Raw genomic sequence first — 17445 nt, 5'->3', positions numbered from 1 at the left:
TTAGTGGAAATCATGGCTGCGGACGCGGAGAATTTCTTCCTGCTCGGCGTCGGTTCCGAACGGCGGCGACGCCAAGGTTCGCCCTCTCGGAATGGCAGGGCTGCGGGAATCGGGACCTCCGCCAGTGTTCGCGCCGTCGCCGCGTCCAAGTGCAACAGAGAATTGTGTTCGACCGATCAAGCGCAGCATGGCGTCATGATCGGTGATCCGGTCGCAGATGATGTGGATGACCTCGCCTTCCTTCTGCAGCCGCCCGCGCATCGCGATCATCGACGAGGACATCACTTGGCGACGGTATATCTCGAACTTGTTGGGCCAGAGGATACCGTTCGCGATGCCGGTTTCATCCTCGATCGTGATGAACAGCACGCCTCGCGCCGACCCTGGTCGCTGCCGGACAAGAACCACACCCGCGACCTCGATGTTGCGCCCGTCGCGGATGTGGGCGAGATCCGCGCACCGGACGATCCGCATCGCTTCCAGTTCTCGACGAAGGAAGCTCACTGGATGACCCCGCAGCGATAGCTGCAGCGACCGATAGTCCTCGACAACCTCGCGCCCTGGGGTGAGCGGCGCGAGAGTCGCGGGAGGCTCGATCGCCTCCGGCGAGAACGCCCGCTCGCGCGCATCGGCGGCGGCGAACAGCGGCAACGGCGCTTCGCCAAGCCCTCTTACCTTCCACAGCCCTTGACGGCGATCCTCGGCAATGCAGTGGAACGCGTCTGCCTCGGCAAGGCGCTCGATCGCGGCGCGTGGCACACCCGTACGCCGCCACACTTCCTCGACGCTCGCATATGGGCTGTCGCCGCGGGCGACGGCAATCTGCGCGCCGTGGATATTGGCGAGGCTGCGCACCTGACGAAAGCCAAGGCGGACGGCCATGTAGCGGTCGTTGCTGGGCTCAAGCGTGCAGTCCCAATGGCTGTGATTGACCGACACGGGGCGGACCTCGACGCCGTGCTTGCGGGCGTCGGCAACGATCTGGGCCGGAGCGTAGAAACCCATCGGCTGCGCATTGAGCAATGCTGCGCAGAACACGTCCGGATGATGGTGCTTCATCCAGCAGCTGGCATAGGCGATCTTCGCGAACGAGGCCGCATGGCTCTCGGGAAATCCGTAACTGCCGAAGCCTTCGATCTGCTTGAACGTGCGTTCGGCGAACTCCTTGGGATAACCGCGCGAGATCATGCCGTTGACGAGCTTGTCGTAGAAATGGCTGACGCCGCCGGTCAGCTTGAAGGTCGCCATGGCTCGGCGCAGCTGGTCGGCCTCGGCGGGGGTGAAGCCGGCGCCGACGATCGCGACCTTCATCGCCTGCTCCTGGAACAGCGGGACACCCAGCGTCTTCTCAAGCACGGCGCGCAGCTCCGGCCGGGGATATTCCGGCTTCTCCTTGCCTTCGCGTCGCCGGAGATAGGGATGCACCATGTCGCCCTGGATCGGGCCGGGACGCACGATCGCAACCTCGATCACCAGGTCGTAGAAGCGGGCCGGCTTCATCCGCGGCAGCATCGACATCTGTGCGCGGCTCTCGATCTGGAAGACGCCGAGCGTGTCGGCCCGCTGGATCATCTTGTAGACCTCCGGATCATCATCCTGGAGGTCCGCCATGGTGACCTTGATGCCCTTGTCCTGGTCGAGCAGGTTGAAGGCGCGGTTCATGCAGCCGAGCATGCCAAGGCCGAGCACGTCGACCTTCATGAACTTGAGCGCGTCGATATCGTCTTTATCCCATTCGATGATCTGCCGGTCCTCCATGCGGGCAGGTTCGATGGGCACGAGATCATCGAGCCGATCCTGCGTGAGCACGAAGCCACCCGGATGCTGCGAAAGGTGGCGCGGCGTCCCGATCAGTTGGCGCGCAAGCCGCAAGGTCAGCTTGAGCCGATGGTCCCGCGCGTTGAGATTGAGGCTCTCGATCTGCTCGTCGCTGATGCCGTCCATCGACCAGCCCCAGACGAGCCCAGTGAGCATCTTGGTGAGATCGCGCGGCAGCCCCAACGCCTTGCCCACCTCGGCCACCGCGCCGCGCGTGCGGTAGCGCTTGACGACAGCAGTGAGCGCCGATCGTTCCCGGCCGTAGGTCTCATAGATCCACTGGATGATCTCCTCACGCCGCTCATGCTCGAAGTCGACGTCGATGTCCGGCGGCTCCTTGCGTTCGCCCGAGACGAAGCGCTCGAACAGCAGCTCATGCTGGATCGGGTCGATCGACGTTATACCGAGCAGGTAGCAGACGCAGCTGTTCGCGGCGGAGCCACGCCCTTGGCAGAGGATGCCCCGCCGCCGGCTCTCGGCGACGATCGAATTGACCGTCAGGAAGTATGGCGCGTAGCCGAGCTGGTCGATGAGCCGAAGCTCGTGGCCAATCTGGTCGCGATAGCGCTGCGGCACCCCATTCGGGAATTTTGCCACCGCCGCCGCTTCGGTCATTTCCGCCAGCGCTTCCTGCGCCGTGCGGCCGACCGTCACCTGCTCATAGGGGTATTGATACTGGATCTCGCCGAGATCGAAGGTGCAGGCGCGCGCAATGTCGGCGCTGACCTGGATCGCGTCGGGGAATGCCCGGAAGCGCCGCTCCATTTCCGCGGGCGGCTTCAAATGGCGGTCCATGAACCGCTCGCGCCGATAGCCGAGCGCATCGACCGTCGTCTTCTCGCGGATCGCCGTCACCACGTCCTGCAGCGGTCGCGCTTCCGGACTATGATAGAGCACGTCGCCGGTTGCTACCGCGCGCACGCCGTGCTGGGCGGCTAAACCCGCGAGCTCGTGGAGCCGGATCGCATCGTCGGGCCGGCGTCGGAACGATAGCGCGCAATATCCCCGGGCGCCAAACGCCGCTGCCACGTCGGTGAGCTGGCGCTCGCTCGTTTCGTTCGGAAGATCGGGGAGCAGGATGCCGACCATCCCTTCGGCATGATGGACGATGTCGGCCCAATCGAGGATGCAGAATCCTTTGCCGCCGCGCGCCTTGCCGATCGACAGCAGCCGGGTCAGTCGGCTCCAGGCGGCACGGTCCTGCGGATAGAGAAGCAGGTCATGGCCGTCGGTCGCATGGACGCGGGCGCCCGGGATCATGCGCACGCCTGTGGTCTTCTGGCCGTCCCAGCCGCGCACCACGCCGGCAACGCTGCCCCAGTCGGCGAGCCCCAGCGCGCCGTGACCTTGGAGCGCTGCCGCCGCGAACAGCTCCTCGGGCGAGCTCGCGCCGCGCAGGAACGAGAAATGGCTCATCACCTGAAGTTCGACATAGGCCGTCATCAGCCGAACATCCCATGGATGTACCAGCTGAGATCGCCGGTCTCTGGCTCGACGCCATCGCCGCGCCGGAACAGCCAGAACCGCTCGCCGCTCTCGACTTCGACGCGGAAATAGTCGCGCACCGCCCAGAGCTCGGTGTCGGTCCGCCACCATTCGCCATGGATCCGCTCGGGGCCATCGCCGGCGGTCACGCGGTAGGCTTGGCCGCGCCAAGTGAAGCGTCGAGGTGGATGGTCGGGAAGCAGCGCCACGACATGGGTCAGATGCTCAGGCCGACGCAGCATGCGGACCGGGCGCTTCCACCTCGGCCAGCAACCCGGTTCGTCCAATGGGCCGGCCCGTCGAATGGCACGCTCAGGGACGTCGCTTTCGTTGGGAGCCACACGGAACACGGCGTCCTCGCCCGCCCGGCCGACCAGCTGATCGATCGCAGGCGCCAGGTCCGTCGCGGCTGCATCCGACTTGATGAGCGATCCCGCCGTGCTGGCGCCGAGCGGCTCGCTGTGCGGCACGGTGAGGTGCATCGCCTCGATTCCAAGGCCCGGCTCGATCCGATCGAGCTTCAGTCCGAACATGCGCTTGAGGTGCTTGGCGTCGCGCGTTGCCCGCGATGCTCCGATCCCGATCCGCTGCGCCTCGCCATCGACCCTGTCGGCGACGAGCAACGCGGTGCGGACGCCAAGCCCGCGCTGCCGAAGCACGTCGATCAGGTCATCGACGAGATCCGAGATCACCTGTGTGATGCTCTCGGGCGTGCCGATCGGTTCAAGCAGACGACGCGACACGTCGGGCGCCTCGAACGGCACTACCGCCGTGATCGGCTCGGCGACATGGCCGAGCGCCTGGTCGAGACGGGTCACCGCATTGAGGCCGAGCCGCTTTGCCATCGGCCCGCGCGGGAGGCGGACAAGATCCGCCACGCGCTCTAGCCCGAAGCGAGCCGCCGCGGTCAACGCCGCCGCCTCGAGCCGGAGCGCTGCAACCGGCAGCTCGGCAAGTGCCGTCGCCTCGGTTCCGGAACCGAGAACGAGGATGTCCCGGCCGCCGTAGCGGGCGAGCGCATGCGCCGCGCCGGGCGTGCCGGCGATCGCGACGCGCGCCGTGAAGCCCAGTCGCTGCAGGAAGCGGAGCAGTCGGCGGCAAAACCGGTCCTCGCCGCCGAACAGATGGGTCGTGCCTGACAGATCGAGCCACAGGCCATCGCCTCCCGACACGCTCGCGATCGGCGTCCAATGAGTCACGCCATGGAGCGCCAGCCGATCGAGCCATGCCTCGTCACCGGCCGGATCGGCGTCCCGCACGTCGAGATCGGAAACTAGCGCTCGAGCATGGGCGGCCACCATCCCCGGCGTCAGGCCAAGCGACAGCGCGACCGGACAGGCCGAGCGGATCAGGTCGCGCTGCCCGACCCGTTGGATCAGGACCATCGGCCGGTCATGTCGGAATGCCATTACGGGCATCGGTGCCGTGCCGCGCCCGCCTTCGTCAGGCGGCATCGCCTTAAAGGGGTGTTCGACCGGTTCAGATCGGCGGCCGAGCATACGCATCGGCGGCCGCTGGTGGGCCGGCAGCTGCGCTATCGGACCGGTGACCTGCGCTTTGGTCGGTCCGCCGTCATGGGCCCACCGCGCGCCGGGTCGCCAGCCGCCACCGCGCGGAACCGAGCAGGCGCCCGGGTCATCATCGACAGGCGAAGCGAGCGGCGCTGCAGAAGCGCGCGGTTCAAGCGGCCTGGCTGGCCGCTCGGACCGCCGCAGCCGCTCGATGGCGAGCTGGGGCAGGTAGAGCGAGGCAACCCGTGTCATCGCAAGCCTCGACCATGAGAGAGAATGGGTTGCCGTTCCGCTGCCGCACCAGCTCGACCGACCAGCAGGCGCGGCCGACGCCGGGCGCAGGCAACGGCACTGAGGGCGCGCAGCCGATCCGCCAACGGGTCATCGCCGCGGACGGACGCTCCAGCGGATCGCGATTGGACCTCGCCCAGCGCCGGAGCAGCAGCATCGGCGTTCGGCCATCGGCCGCCGCCAACTGCAGCCGCCGCGTTGCGGTCTGGTCCGCAACCTTCACCTCGGCCACCACGGCGGAGAAACTGCCGTCGCGAAGCGAATCTTCGGCCAGCGCCAGCGCCATCGTCTCGTTCTTGCCCTGGAGGTAGAGCAGCTTGGCAGCGGGAAGGCCGGCCTGTTCGAGACCGGGCGCGTAGAGATCGAAGCGGGTGAGTGCCCAGGCGACGTTGGCGCCGGGCGCGGTAGCGAACCGGGCGGCAAGCCCAGCGACGAACAAGGTCGCGGCGGCATCGTCACCGAGCGTCGGGGAAGCGGCGGTGATTTCGTGGAGGCCTGCGCCGTCGACGCCGCCCGCCCCAAGCCGATTATCGAGCGCCTCGATCCCGAACGCCAGCACCGGCCCGCGCTGGCTTTGGGCCTGCGCGAGCTTCGCGCGTAGCGCGGCTAGCTGATCGGCGCAGGGCCGATCGAGGGACGACGGTTGGGCGGACATCGGGCAACATCGACTCACTTGTTCGTGTTATGTTCCGATGGTCGCGGAGATTCGTCAAGGCGTATGAATCCCGCAGGTGGGCTGCTGGCCTAGCTCTTGCCGATCTCGCGCCACGATTTCTCGCTGATTTCCACGCCGTGCTTTTTTGCCGCCGCCTTGATCCGCTTCCAGGCTTCGTCACGCTCGTCGTCGCTTACGTCCTTTACCTGGTTGAAGCGGGCGACCGCGTTGCGGACATGGCTCGCGTTTTCGAGCGGTTCCTTCCGCTGCTTTGGAAATGCGAACTCGCCCTTCGAAAGGTCGTCGCGGTCTTCAGTGCTGAGCTTGGCCATCATCGCCTCCTGATGCCCACACTCAACGGATGAGCGGAGCTGAGGGTTCTGCTCAAGCGGCGGCCGGGTTTGCCCCTGCGATTATCCGACCTGCTCGACGGTGAGGCTCCCCGCCGGAAGCGTCCTGAGAATGTCCTTCGCCGAGACCGAAGGGTCCAGCCAGTCGGCCCAGTGGGTGCGATCGAGGATCGCGATCTGGCGGTCGTGATACGGCGCGATGTCTGGACCCGGCTCCATCGTCAGCATCGTGAACGCTTCACCGACGTCAGGATTGCTCCGCCAGATGCCGGCGATGCAGAACCATGGCTCACCCTTCTTCGTGAACAGCCACTTGTCCTTGCGCTTCTTCTTTGGGTCTACAGGGTTCGTGAATTCGTAGAAGCCATCGGCGATGATCAGGCAGCGGCCGCTGGTGAACTGACGCCCGTCGGAGCGAAAATTGTAGACCGGCTTCTTGTTCGGAGCGGGCCAGCTCCATCGGCGCTGGACGAGCTCGCCCTCCAGGCGACTGGTTCCGGTCCGCACGATCGGTGCCGTATCGGTGATCTTGATGTCGGCCCGCGGAGCGAGGTTGGGGATGCCTTCGGGCGTCTTGATCTTGATCTTGAGGCTGTCGAAGTCCTCGACGATCGAGGCGACATCCACCTCTAGGCGATAATCATTGCACACGCGGTCAGCCTTTCTTGCGATCCGTCGTCGTTCCCATTATGTTCCTTCGATATGGAGTCGCCAACCCCCTTCGATTCTGAAGCTCCGCTCGGGAGCCGACGCGCCATCATCCGACGAAACCCGGACGATGCCAGCGAAATCGAAATGGTGGAGGCGACCTGGGGTTCCGATCCGCGGTTCAGCGCCGGGGTCACCTATCGCTTCGCACGCGCCGAGGGGCAGACCTTTCCGAGCCATCGCTGCCTGATCCCGGCGAGCGAATTCCACATGACAGTCGGCGATAAGCGCTATCGGGTGACGCTCGACGGCGGCAATCACTTCTATCTCGCCGGGGTCTGGGAGCCGGCGATGGCCGACTGGCCACTCTGCTATCGCGTCATCACGGTCGCCGCCAATCCCGAAGTCGCGCGCTATCAGGAGCGACACGGTGCCATCATCCAGAGGCGCCAGGTCATGCAGTGGCTCGACGCACAAGTGCCGGAGGCCGATCTGCTCCAGACGCCACCGGCGCGGACTTTCATCGTCGAGGAAATCACTTCGGGCTCAAGGCGCCCGGTGCAGCAGGCCCTCGCACTTTAAGAGCTTTGCGCGGCCCCATGTCTCGACTTCACCTCGCAATGCGCCCCGTGCTGGTTCTGCTGCCCTGCTGCCTGTGGGCGGCGCCGGCGCTCGCTGACCCATGCAAAGGCCCGCTTCCGGTCAGGAACACGAGCTTCGAAGGGGTCGTCCGCTACGTCGGCGACGGTGATGGTCTGTGCGTCGGACCGGCTGGCCGTCCCGATCGCTGGATCGAGGTGCGGCTCGCGGATTTCTACGCCCCCGAGCTGCATGAGCGAGGCGGCCTCGAAGCCAAGCACCGGCTCGAACAGCTAGTGCTCGGCAAGGCTATCCGTTGCCGCGCCGGACGGCGGAGCTACGATCGCGTGATCGGCTCCTGCACGCTGCGCGGACGCCCACTCGGTTCGCTGCTCCGCGCTGAAGGCGGCGTCGAGGGCGGTCGGGGATGGAACCCGTGAACGCGATGCTCGACCTGTTTGGTACGGCGACCCTGCCGGGTCTCGCCTCAGCCGAGGCGTTCGTCTCACCGGCGGACGAGGCTGCACTGATCGAACATATCGACGAGGCCGGTCTCAGCCCTTTCAAATTCCAGCAATGGACCGGCAAGCGGCTGACCCGCTCGTTCGGCTGGAGCTATGACTTCGAGACGGGGCGGTTTGCGCCTGCCGACCCGATTCCGACGTGGCTTGGGACGATCAGGGAGCGCGCCGCCCGCTTCGCCGGGCTCGATGCGGCCGATCTCGTCCAGGCGCTCGTCATCCGGTACGACCCCGGTGCCGGCATCGGCTGGCACAAGGATCGGCCGGTGTTCGAGCATGTCGTCGGCCTGTCACTCGGAGCTCCCGCGACCATGCGTTTTCGCCGGCGCTCCGGCGGGAAGTTCGAACGTGCTACCGCACCGCTCGCGCCGCGAGCCATCTATCATCTGAGCGGCGAAGTTCGGCACGACTGGGAACACAGCATCTCCGAGATGGACGCGACGCGGTGGTCCATCACGTTCCGGTCGCTCGCGGGGCGGGTCTGAATAGCACGCCACGGCCCTGCGATGCGGTTGCACCTGCACGCCGCGGCACGGCGTGAAATGCTGTCCGCAATTCCTATATTGCAGTCATGGCAAACGGTTGGGCCCGCGACGGCGCGGTACAGGATCAGATCGACGACACGGTGAGCGATGCCGTCCTTGCAGCCCGGGCGCGCATGCCTTCGGGCGAGAGTGCCGAAGAATGCGACGTCTGTGGCGAAGAGATCCCCGAGAGACGCCGCGCAGCGTTGCCCGGAGTCCGCACCTGCGTCGGCTGCCAATCCGAAAGGGACAAGCGGCCGGCTTTATCCGGCATCAACCGGCGCGGCAGCAAGGACAGTCAGCTGCGGTGAGCGCAGGAGGGAAAGCCTGATGCGAAGAATATCCCTGCCGGACGGCACCCTCGTTCCTGCGCTCGGCCAGGGGACCTGGATGATGGGCGAGAATCCTTCACGAAGGGAACAGGAGATCGCCGCGCTTCGCGCAGGTATCGAGCTTGGCCTAACGCTCATCGATACCGCCGAGATGTACGGCAATGGCGAGTCCGAGCGTCTGGTTGGCGAAGCGATCCAGGGACGCCGCGACGACATATTCCTTGTCAGCAAGGCTTACCCGCAGAATGCCTCGCGCGATCGGTTGCCGCGCGCCTGCGAAGCGAGCCTGGGGCGGCTCGGCACAGACCGGCTCGATCTGTATCTGCTTCATTGGCGCGGCGGCGTGCCGCTGCGAGAGACGGTCGAGGCCATGGAACGGCTGGTGGAAGCCGGCAAGATCCTGCGCTGGGGGGTGAGCAATCTCGACACCGAGGATATGGAGGAGCTGCTGGAGGCCGGCGGGGGAGCCTGCGCTACCGATCAGATTCTCTACAATCTGACGCGTCGGGGGCCCGAACTCGACCTCATGCCTTGGCTGGCCGAGCGCGGCATTCCTGTCATGGCATATAGTCCGGTCGAACAGGGCCGGCTGCTCGCGCATCGAGAGCTTGCCGCTCTTGCAAGCCGCAAGGGCGTGACACCAGCACAGCTCGCGCTTGCTTGGGTGCTTCGTCGGCCGGGGGTGATGGCGATCCCCAAGGCCGGCTCCGCGACGCACGTCGAGGAGAACCGGCGGGCAGCCGACCTCACGCTGGACGATGAGGATGTGGCTATGCTGGAAAGGGCGTTTCCTCGCCCCGACCGACGTCGCGCGTTGGAGATGCTGTGAAATAGGTCGCTTGTCGGCGGGCCCACCCGTTACACCGACGCCAGCTTCGGAATATCGACGCGCTTCGCGAGGATGACGCGCTCCCTCATGGTTGCGGACGCCCAGCGCTTGTCGCCGCGGGCTTGCGGCGACGCTTCGGTTTGCCGGCCAATTCGACCCATACCGGCGCGTGGTCGCTGGTCTTCTCCCAACCCCGTACGTGCCGGTCGACCTGCGCATCGACCAGGCGGTCCGCCAGCGCGGGGCTCAGCAGCAGATGATCGATGCGAAGACCGGCGTTGCGGGCATAAGCGTTCCGGAAATAGTCGAAGAACGTGTAGATGACCTCACCTGGATGGATCGTCCGCAATGCGTCGGTCCACCCTTGTTCGAGCAGCCGGAAATAGGCGGCCCTCACCTCTGGCGCGAATAACGCGTCGTCGAGCCAGCGCTCCGGTTTGTAGACGTCCAGATCGGTCGGCATGACGTTGAAGTCGCCCGCGAGCATGACCGGCGCGCCCGACTCGAGCAGCCCCGCGGCATGCTCGATCAGACGATCGAACCATCTCAACTTGTAATCGAACTTCGGACCAGGACGCGGATTGCCGTTCGGCAGATAGAGGCCGCCGATCAGGATTCCGTTGACCGCCGCCTCGATGTAGCGGCTGTGGCTGTCATCGGGGTCACCGGGCAGGCCCCGGCGCGTCTCGTGGATCTCGCCGACCCGACTCAGGATGGCGACGCCGTTCCAGCTCTTCTGGCCATGCCAGATCGCATTATAGCCGATGTCGCGGATCGCCTTCTCCGGGAATTTCTCCTGCGGCGCCTTCAGCTCCTGAAGGCAGACGATGTCGGGCTGGTCTTCCTCGAGCCAGCGCAGAAGCACGGGCAGGCGCCCGTTGACGCCGTTCACGTTGTAGGTGGCGACCTTCATAGATCAGGAAGAACCTGGTCGGCGCGGCCCCAGCCGGAGAGCGCCTTGGAGGCCGCGCGCTTCACCAGCTCGGCAGCGTCGCCGACATGCCAGTGGGTGGGCGTGTCGATCGTCTCCATCTCCTTCCAGCTGATCGGTGCGGCGACTGGCGCGCCGGAACGCGCGCGCACGCTGTAGGGCATGACGGCCGTCGCGCCGCGCTGGTTGCGCAGATAATCGACGAAGATGCGGCCCTTGCGCTGTGCCTTGGGCAGCGCGGCGGTGAAGTTCTCAGGATCGCTCTGGGCGACGGCCTGGGCGAGACGATGCGCGAAATCCTTCACCTCCGGCCACTCGGCCTTGGGCACGAGGGGGGCGATGACGTGGATTCCCTTGCCGCCTGTCACCATGGGAAAGGTCTCGAGCCCGATCTGCTGAAGGATCTCGCGGAAGTGGAAGGCCGCCTTGCGCACCGCCTCGAAATCCAGTCCCTCGTCCGGATCGAGATCGAAGACCAGTCGATCGGCTTTCTCGACATCCTCGATCCTGGCGCCCCAGCCGTGGAACTCGATGGAGCCCATTTGGACGCAGGTCAGCAGGCCGTCGGCGGTGTCGATGTAAAGGTAAGGCTCCTCGTGACCGTCCTTCTCGGTGATACCGACATGCTTGACCGTGTCGCCGAAGCTGCCGGCGTCATGCTTCTGGAAGAAGCATTTCTTCGCCCGGCCCTGCGGACACCGGACCAGGCTGATCGGCCGCGAACCGACCCACGGCAGCATGATCGGAGCGACCGTTGCATAATGGTCCGCGAGCTGGCCCTTGGTGATCCCCGAATCCGGATCGATGACCCGATCACGATTACTGATCTTGACCTTGCTCTGGGCCGGGACGGCGATCTCGGCGACCGGCGCCTCTGTCTCGAGCACCACGGCTTCCGGCTTCTTGTCCTCGCGGAGGCCAAGATAGCTGGGGTGACGTAGCGTGCCCTCGTTCGTCATCTCGGTATAGGCGATCTCGGCGACGAGCTTGGGCTTCAACCAATGCGCACCGCGAACCTCGCCCCGGGGCGCCTTGACCGTCGGCGCGGACTGCTCGAACGGCTGCATGACCTCCACGAGGCGGAAAAGCTCATCGGTATTGAAGCCGGTGCCCACCTTGCCCGCATAACGAAGCTCGCCTTGGTCATGCACGCCGAGGATGAGCGAGCGAAACGACCGTGACTTCTCCGAAGGCGTCCAGCCGACGATGACGAACTCCTGGCGTTTGATGCACTTGGTCTTGACCCAGCTGCCCGAGCGCGATCCGACATATTTGGCGCTGGCCAGCTTCGATATGACGCCTTCGAGCCCGGCCTCGCAGAAGCTGTGAAGCAGCTTCTCGCCATTGCCGATGATGTGCTCCGAATATCGGATGCGCGGATCGCCCTCCGGCAATAGCTCGCGCAGCTTAGCCTTTCGCTCGGTCAACGGGAGGCCGGTGAGATCATCGCCGTCCAGTTCGAGCAGATCGAACGCGTAATAGTCGATCGTGGCCGGCGCGCCCTTGAGCGCGCCTTGCAGCGCCTGGAAACTGGACCGGCCATCCGCGTCGAGCACCACCGCCTCGCCGTCGAGGAGAGCCGAACCCACATCCAGTTTCGCGGCAGCTTTGATGATCGCCGTGAACTTGTCCGACCAGTCGAGACCCGACCGGGTATACGCCCTTGCCTGACCACCGCCGACGGCAACGAGGAGGCGGTAGCCGTCATACTTCATTTCATGCAGCCACCGCGACCCCGTCGGCACGGTGTCGACGAGCGTGGCAAGCTGAACGGCGCGGAACGGTGGTGGCTTCAACGCGGCGGCGCGCGACCCGCGCACGGGCTTCTTGCCAGCGCCGGGAGCCCTGCTGCTGGTGGCGGTGCGCGCCACGGGGTCAGACGTCCTGCCTCATTCCGAATAGACTCCCGTCCGAGGAGAGTCGTTCCCCCAGCGGTGGTCCGGGCGGGCAGTTGCTTGGCAGTCCGGCCTATCTCAGCTTCGCCGCTGCGGCGTTGAGCTTTTCGCGATCATTGCCGATCCGTTTGATCAGCCCTTCGGCCTGGTCTTTGGTGATCCCGTGCTTCCGCGCGAAATAGTTGACCTCATAGCCTTCGCCGCCGGCGACCTGGCGCCGATCGGATGCACCTCGCTTCGATTTGTTGTCCGCCATTTCAGCTCTCCTTGGCGCATAGAATCCGCGAGGAATCTTCGGGTTCCCGAACGGCGCGGCGACGATCGCCGCCGCGCCTCGCTCAGGCTGCTTGTCGCCATCTTGGAAACCTGAAGTCGTCCCCCGGCTGATCGGGGTATTGACGCCGCGACCGATCCCCCACGACTTTCGTCGGGCGTTGCGTAAGCACGGACGGTTCCGGCAGGCCGTCGCACAGCAGGCCGGCCCAGACCGTCGCCAATTCGCGGCGACGGGGCATGTAGGCCGCCCGGTTATAGGCCCCTTCGACCTTCTCGGTCGGAACGTGGGCGAGCATCAGGTCGATGACTTGACGGTCATGCTCCTTGCCCTCGCGTTCCGCCCATTCGTTCATGATCGTCGAGAAGGCGGCCCGAAAGCCATGCGGTACGTGGTGGCCGTGGTAGCCGGCGCGGTTGAGCAGATACCCGATCGCGTTCTCGCTCATCGGGCGATGAGGGTGCCGGTTGCTTGGGAACAGCAGTTCGCCTTGCCCAGTCAGCGGCCAGAGCGCCCTGAGCACCGCCAACGCCTGCGACGTCAGCGGCACGAGATGATCGCCGTTCAGCTCTTCCTTGCGCTCGAGGTCTCCTTTCATCCGCCAGGCCGGGATACGCCACAGCGGGAGCTTGCCGTTCAGGTCCTCGAACTCCTCCCAGCGCGCCCCGCGCAGCTCGCTCGGCCGGACCGCCGTTAATGCCAGCATTCGCAACGCGAGGCGGGTGATCGGCCGCGCATAATCCTCCTCCGCGGCGTTGATCATCCTGCGCAGAGGAACGAGGTCGGTGATCGCAGGCTGCCGGCCCTTGCGCAGCGGCTTGAGCACCTTGCCCAGCTTCTCGGCCGGGTCGGTCTGGCAGATGCCCTGGGCAATGGCGTACACGAAGACCGCCGAGATGCGCTGGCGCACGCGCTTGGCTGTCTCGACGGCTCCGCGCGCCTCGATCTCACGCAGGACCGCGAGAATGAGCGGCGGCGTGAGCTGCGCGATCGGAAGGTCACCGATCGTCGGGAAGACATCCCGCTCAAGGCTGCGGATGATGTCCGCCGCGTGGACCTTGGCCCATTGTGCCCTTGCATTCTCGTGCCATTGGCGCGCGATCCTCTCGAAGGTCTGCCGGCTCGCCTCGAGGTTGGCCTCGATCTTCATCTTCCTGGCGACTGAAGGATCGCGACCCTCGCTCAGAAGGGTGAAGGCGTCATCGCGCTTGCCACGGGCGTCGGCCAGGGAGACGAGCGGATAAGCGCCGAACGCCATCGTCTTGTTCCTGCCATCGTAGACATAGTTCCAGCGCCAGAGCTTTCCGCCCGAAGGGGTGACTAGAAGGAACAGGCGATTGGTGTCGGCGAGCTTGTAGGGTTTCGGCCGCGGTTTTGCGCTGCGGACCTTTGCATCGGTAAGCATTGTCCCGGTCTCCTGAGATACCTCGTTTTTTGACCGCCGATACCTCGTTTCGGCCCCTCCGATTCGTCGGATGGGCATGGACGGGCATGGACGGCCGAGGCCGAACCGGTCTGCTAAGCTTCGGTAATCAGGAGGAAAAAGTCGATATCGGTGGTCCGATACGGACCACCATGGCCGGCGGAATGGCGGAGCGAACATGGTCCTCGAGCCGATTGCGTAGCTCGCGCGACAGGCGCGGCACCGAGCGATCGACGAGGAGGCCGAGCACCACCTTGCGACCACCTGGCGGCACGATGTTGATCTTTCGCTCGTGTAGCCGGAACCGCCGTGTCGCGAGCAGTTCTCGCACCTGGCCAATGAATGCTGCAGCATTGGCGCGGCTGAAGCCACTTGCCGGACCGGAGAAGGTCAAGTCGTCCGAATAGCGCGTATAGATGAGCCCGTTGCGAGCAGCGAGCTGGCTCAACCGCTCGTCTAGTACGCGAAAGACGAGATTGGAGAGCATCGGGCTGGTTGGGGCGCCTTGTGGCAGATAACCGGTCAGATCGCGGCGATAGAACTCAATACCGCGGCGGCTCGCATTGGCGACGCTGCGAGCGGCGCGGGTGCCGCGCGGCGGCGCCACCCAGGGCCGCGTACAAAGCCGCGCCAGCTCGAAAGCGACCAGGCGCCCATAGCCGATCTCCCGGAACACCCTGTAAATCGACTTCTCGGAGATACTTTCGAAAAAGTCGTGAATGTCGAGCTTAAGTAGCCAGCCAGCGCCGGCATGCTGCCGCGCACAGGCATAAATCGAGCTGCCACGGGCATAGGCGAAGCTTGCGGGATGGACCGGCCGATCGCGCAATATCTCACGGACGATCCAGCGCTGGACCGCCATCAGTTCGGGCGAAGGAACCGCTATGCGACGGCCGCCGCCATCGCGCTTGCTGATATGGAATTCGCGATAATGGGTGCCTTCCTTGCTCCCGACTACCGAGCGCAGGAAAGTGTGGCTGACGTCCATTCGCTTGGCGAGATGCATCAGGGTCAAGATCGCCGGCGCGCCAGAGGCTTCGGCGCGCCCGGCCTGGGCGAGCGCGGCGTCGAGAACCGGCTCGGGGCGTCCGAGCGCACGACCGTCGGCACGGTACTGGTGGGGCGAAGCGCTGATCATCCACTTTGACCCGTAAGGAGGCCATAGTGGAGCGGACGAGCCCAGACATCGTCAGAGCGGAAGTTCGCTTCACTAAGGTCGATCTCAGCGACTCCGTTTCCCAGGCGAAGCGCAACGCGCCAGCCCGCCGCGAGAACCCCGCGGCTTGGTCCGGCCTTTACGGCCGGGGGAAGCTGGATGCTCAACGCTCCGCCCTCAGTTACTTAGGATAATAGGGTTCGTCGCGATTAGGCAACACTCGAACTGGATGGGCGGCACGCCAGCGCTTGAGCTCGGCGCGGCCCGCATCGGTCAGCCGGTGCCGGGCATTGGTGAGCCCAAGGCTCTGAGCGAGGCGAAGCAAACGTTCGGCCTCGGCAATACTGACGCGCAGCACTTCGGCGATATTGCCGGCATCATGGACTCGCCGGCCAAGCAGGTCGATTGTCTGGCCGATCCGCGCGGCACCGGCGCTCCCGACCAACGGCTCGTGCGGCGGCTCTGGCCGCATCGTGAACAAACGCAGCAGGTCGTTCGGCACACCCTTATATTCGAACAGGCTGTTCCAGCCGGTCGCAACCTTCCAGAGGATATAGGGTAGGTTGTTGGGCGCGGTATGCTCGAACGCGATCAGCGCGCGACTATCGCGATAGCCCAGCGCCCAATTCTTGTTACGGCGACCGGCCGAGGCACGGCACAGCGCTTCGACTTCGCTCCGCTGCTCGGGCGTCCAGCCGGCGCCGTCGAAAGTGGGGCAGGCGCGGACGATATGGACCTTAGCGTCGCCGAAGCGGCGGCGCAGTAGCCGCGCGGCCTTCTCGGTCGCGGCGTAAGCAAGAACATGGAAATCGATGAGGTGATAGGAGATCCAGCTGCGGATCGTTTTGTGGCGCCTGAGCGCTTTGTGAAACTTTATTAGTTGGCTACCTGAACCGCTGAAATCATCGAGTAACAATATGGTGCGGACCTTGTGTTCGCGGAGGTGATGGAGATCGTGACCGTCGAGCAGCCCCACCGTATCGCCGCCCTGGCGCAGCACTCCGGTCAGAATGTTGGCTAGAACCGCCTCGCTGCCCGGTAAGCCGGGCTCGAGCAACAGATAGGGCCCGGCGCGTCCCTCAGCATGTGCAGGATTTTCGGGCGGTACTTCGCGGGCCGGGAAAGCGGCAACTGGCCCTGCCAGTGTCGGCAGCAATTCGAGCATTGTCGTTCCCAGTTCGCGACGCAGATCGGTCTCGCTCACGAGTTCGAGCGCATCGACCAGTAGCTGCGCCGTATCGCGGCGCGGCAACCCGAAATTCTCAAGCCAGGCGACGACGCGGGGATGATCGGATCGCGACGGAATCATGCCGCCCAACCCGGGTTGCCATAGATCGCGGCATAATCGGCGGCGCGCACGCAGGTGATGCCCAGTTCTTCTAAAAAGAAAATCTTACCCGCCTCGCGTTCGTCGTCGGGATCGTGGACATACACATACCAGGCCGGCTGGCGAAGCGCGCGAAACTTGCGAAAATAGCGCGCGCGCTCAATCAGCAACCAGCGCAGGAACACTTCGTTTTCCGCTAGGGCCAAGCCGAAGAATAATAGCGGCCGGGTGAAGGCGATCTGCAACCAAGTGCTTGCCCCCGGCCAATCCTTGGCGTGCTTGCCACTGAACAGAGGTTTACCGCCGCGATAGAGCCAGCCGCGCGCTCGTTGCACCGACCCCATATAATGGGTGAGACCGAGCCTGATGCTACGCTTATAGCGGGCCATGCCGTTGATGTGCCAGATGCCGAAGGCGGAGCAAGGATCGTCGACAATGCCATGCGCGAAGCGGCATTCCCAAGGATAGAAATCGCTGAACCCGTCGCCGCGCGGCATGCGAAAAGTACAGTTCGCCGCCACGCTCAGCACTTCCTCGAAATTGGTGGTGAGCACCGGGGCGCCATGGCGATCCGCCCAGGCCATGATCGCTCGATGATGATCCAACGGACGCCATTTCGCCATTAACTTGCAGAACTCTGCGGCTAGATCGCCGCTGCGCCCGGGCGTACGCAGATCGACTACATCGAAAAACTCAGTCAGCGTTGTCCCCGGTGGCACCGCTGCAATGTCGAGCCCGCAATTACGCGCGATCGCGAGCAGTAGCTGGTTCCAGCTGTTAACACCCGGCGGCGCATCAAACTGATTGATGCCATTGCCGACAACCAGCGCGACCTTGCCCGCACCTTCGTCTAGTAGCTGCTCAAGGTTCGCCATCCTCTCCCCTGTTCCTCACAC

Annotated in this window: 17 protein-coding genes; 5 read left to right on the top strand and 12 right to left on the bottom strand. The window is 65.0% G+C overall.

The genetic code is table 11. The annotated features are described in order from the left end of the window. From GQY20_RS27840 to GQY20_RS27820, 5 genes are all read right to left on the bottom strand, one after another. Window positions 1-3261, bottom strand: a complete 3261-nt coding sequence (locus tag GQY20_RS27840; RefSeq protein WP_157220425.1) for an error-prone DNA polymerase — start codon at window positions 3259-3261, stop codon at window positions 1-3. After that, window positions 3261-4808 (bottom strand): DUF6504 family protein, encoded by a 1548-nt coding sequence (locus tag GQY20_RS27835; RefSeq protein ID WP_408641145.1) that lies wholly within the window; start codon window positions 4806-4808, stop codon window positions 3261-3263. The genes GQY20_RS27840 and GQY20_RS27835 overlap by 1 nt, the downstream gene beginning before the upstream one ends. Before the next feature lie 175 nt (window positions 4809-4983). Continuing rightward, window positions 4984-5760: an ImuA family protein gene (locus GQY20_RS27830; protein ID WP_198351247.1), complete on the bottom strand. Its 777-nt coding sequence runs from the start codon at window positions 5758-5760 to the stop codon at window positions 4984-4986. Between the two features lie 89 nt (window positions 5761-5849). Continuing rightward, window positions 5850-6092 carry a DUF6582 domain-containing protein gene (locus tag GQY20_RS27825; protein WP_157220507.1) on the bottom strand — a complete coding sequence of 81 codons (243 nt, stop codon included), beginning with the start codon at window positions 6090-6092 and terminating at the stop codon, window positions 5850-5852. 81 nt (window positions 6093-6173) lie between these two features. Further along, a complete protein-coding gene (locus GQY20_RS27820; protein ID WP_157220423.1) occupies window positions 6174-6761 on the bottom strand; it encodes an SOS response-associated peptidase in 588 nt (195 codons plus the stop codon). Between the two features lie 144 nt (window positions 6762-6905). Between GQY20_RS27820 and GQY20_RS27815 the strand changes: the two genes are divergently transcribed. The 5 genes from GQY20_RS27815 (at window position 6906) to GQY20_RS27795 (ending at window position 9543) form a co-directional block, all read left to right on the top strand. Then, the gene (locus GQY20_RS27815; protein WP_157220422.1) at window positions 6906-7340 is read left to right on the top strand and encodes an SOS response-associated peptidase family protein; all 435 of its coding nucleotides are present in this window, start codon (window positions 6906-6908) and stop codon (window positions 7338-7340) included. Window positions 7341-7357: 17 nt separating this feature from the next. After that, window positions 7358-7777: a thermonuclease family protein gene (locus tag GQY20_RS27810; protein WP_198351246.1), complete on the top strand. Its 420-nt coding sequence runs from the start codon at window positions 7358-7360 to the stop codon at window positions 7775-7777. A gap of 5 nt (window positions 7778-7782) precedes the next feature. Further along, a complete protein-coding gene (locus GQY20_RS27805) occupies window positions 7783-8343 on the top strand; it encodes an alpha-ketoglutarate-dependent dioxygenase AlkB (protein ID WP_157220505.1) in 561 nt (186 codons plus the stop codon). Window positions 8344-8429: 86 nt separating this feature from the next. Beyond that, entirely contained in the window at window positions 8430-8693 is a 264-nt protein-coding gene (locus tag GQY20_RS27800; RefSeq protein ID WP_157220421.1) for a DksA/TraR family C4-type zinc finger protein, read from the top strand. A 19-nt stretch (window positions 8694-8712) separates the two neighbouring features. Then, complete coding sequence (locus GQY20_RS27795; protein WP_157220420.1) at window positions 8713-9543, top strand: aldo/keto reductase; 831 nt, start codon at window positions 8713-8715, stop codon at window positions 9541-9543. A gap of 85 nt (window positions 9544-9628) precedes the next feature. Here the strand turns inward: GQY20_RS27795 and xth are convergent, their stop codons facing one another. The 7 genes from xth to GQY20_RS27760 all read right to left on the bottom strand — a co-directional run bounded on the left by xth (window position 9629) and on the right by GQY20_RS27760 (window position 17424). Further along, window positions 9629-10456, bottom strand: a complete 828-nt coding sequence (gene xth, locus GQY20_RS27790; protein WP_157220419.1) for an exodeoxyribonuclease III — start codon at window positions 10454-10456, stop codon at window positions 9629-9631. Beyond that, the gene (gene ligD, locus GQY20_RS27785; RefSeq protein WP_157220418.1) at window positions 10453-12345 is read right to left on the bottom strand and encodes a DNA ligase D; all 1893 of its coding nucleotides are present in this window, start codon (window positions 12343-12345) and stop codon (window positions 10453-10455) included. Before ligD ends, xth begins: the two co-directional genes overlap by 4 nt. A 97-nt stretch (window positions 12346-12442) precedes the next feature. Continuing rightward, window positions 12443-12625 (bottom strand): DUF3606 domain-containing protein, encoded by a 183-nt coding sequence (locus GQY20_RS27780; protein WP_157220417.1) that lies wholly within the window; start codon window positions 12623-12625, stop codon window positions 12443-12445. Between the two features lie 82 nt (window positions 12626-12707). Beyond that, a complete protein-coding gene (locus GQY20_RS27775; RefSeq protein WP_157220416.1) occupies window positions 12708-14048 on the bottom strand; it encodes a tyrosine-type recombinase/integrase in 1341 nt (446 codons plus the stop codon). A 127-nt stretch (window positions 14049-14175) separates the two neighbouring features. Continuing rightward, window positions 14176-15204, bottom strand: a complete 1029-nt coding sequence (locus tag GQY20_RS27770; protein ID WP_157220415.1) for a reverse transcriptase family protein — start codon at window positions 15202-15204, stop codon at window positions 14176-14178. A 199-nt stretch (window positions 15205-15403) separates the two neighbouring features. Beyond that, complete coding sequence (locus GQY20_RS27765) at window positions 15404-16531, bottom strand: phosphoribosyltransferase-like protein (protein WP_157220414.1); 1128 nt, start codon at window positions 16529-16531, stop codon at window positions 15404-15406. Then, window positions 16528-17424, bottom strand: coding sequence for an SIR2 family protein (locus GQY20_RS27760; RefSeq protein ID WP_157220413.1), 897 nt, complete (start codon window positions 17422-17424; stop codon window positions 16528-16530). The genes GQY20_RS27765 and GQY20_RS27760 overlap by 4 nt, the downstream gene beginning before the upstream one ends. Between the last annotated feature and the right edge of the window lie 21 nt (window positions 17425-17445).

Origin of the sequence: Flavisphingomonas formosensis, from assembly GCF_009755815.1 — a bacterium.
Taxonomy (GTDB): Bacteria; Pseudomonadota; Alphaproteobacteria; order Sphingomonadales; family Sphingomonadaceae; genus Flavisphingomonas; species Flavisphingomonas formosensis.
This window is presented reverse-complemented; position numbering and strand designations above follow the sequence as displayed.

What these genes read in the sequence shown, in the direction of transcription:
- GQY20_RS27815 (WP_157220422.1), top strand. Translation starts at nt 6,906, where the DNA reads ATGGTGGAGGCGACCTGGGGTTCCGATCCGCGGTTCAGCGCCGGGGTC.
- GQY20_RS27775 (WP_157220416.1), bottom strand. Translation starts at nt 14,048, where the DNA reads ATGCTTACCGATGCAAAGGTCCGCAGCGCAAAACCGCGGCCGAAACCC.
- GQY20_RS27795 (WP_157220420.1), top strand. Translation starts at nt 8,713, where the DNA reads ATGCGAAGAATATCCCTGCCGGACGGCACCCTCGTTCCTGCGCTCGGC.
- GQY20_RS27840 (WP_157220425.1), bottom strand. Translation starts at nt 3,261, where the DNA reads ATGACGGCCTATGTCGAACTTCAGGTGATGAGCCATTTCTCGTTCCTG.
- GQY20_RS27805 (WP_157220505.1), top strand. Translation starts at nt 7,783, where the DNA reads ATGCTCGACCTGTTTGGTACGGCGACCCTGCCGGGTCTCGCCTCAGCC.
- GQY20_RS27765 (WP_157220414.1), bottom strand. Translation starts at nt 16,531, where the DNA reads ATGATTCCGTCGCGATCCGATCATCCCCGCGTCGTCGCCTGGCTTGAG.
- GQY20_RS27780 (WP_157220417.1), bottom strand. Translation starts at nt 12,625, where the DNA reads ATGGCGGACAACAAATCGAAGCGAGGTGCATCCGATCGGCGCCAGGTC.
- GQY20_RS27760 (WP_157220413.1), bottom strand. Translation starts at nt 17,424, where the DNA reads ATGGCGAACCTTGAGCAGCTACTAGACGAAGGTGCGGGCAAGGTCGCG.
- GQY20_RS27825 (WP_157220507.1), bottom strand. Translation starts at nt 6,092, where the DNA reads ATGGCCAAGCTCAGCACTGAAGACCGCGACGACCTTTCGAAGGGCGAG.
- GQY20_RS27830 (WP_198351247.1), bottom strand. Translation starts at nt 5,760, where the DNA reads ATGTCCGCCCAACCGTCGTCCCTCGATCGGCCCTGCGCCGATCAGCTA.
- GQY20_RS27800 (WP_157220421.1), top strand. Translation starts at nt 8,430, where the DNA reads ATGGCAAACGGTTGGGCCCGCGACGGCGCGGTACAGGATCAGATCGAC.
- GQY20_RS27810 (WP_198351246.1), top strand. Translation starts at nt 7,358, where the DNA reads ATGTCTCGACTTCACCTCGCAATGCGCCCCGTGCTGGTTCTGCTGCCC.
- GQY20_RS27770 (WP_157220415.1), bottom strand. Translation starts at nt 15,204, where the DNA reads ATGATCAGCGCTTCGCCCCACCAGTACCGTGCCGACGGTCGTGCGCTC.
- GQY20_RS27835 (WP_408641145.1), bottom strand. Translation starts at nt 4,808, where the DNA reads ATGCGTATGCTCGGCCGCCGATCTGAACCGGTCGAACACCCCTTTAAG.
- xth (WP_157220419.1), bottom strand. Translation starts at nt 10,456, where the DNA reads ATGAAGGTCGCCACCTACAACGTGAACGGCGTCAACGGGCGCCTGCCC.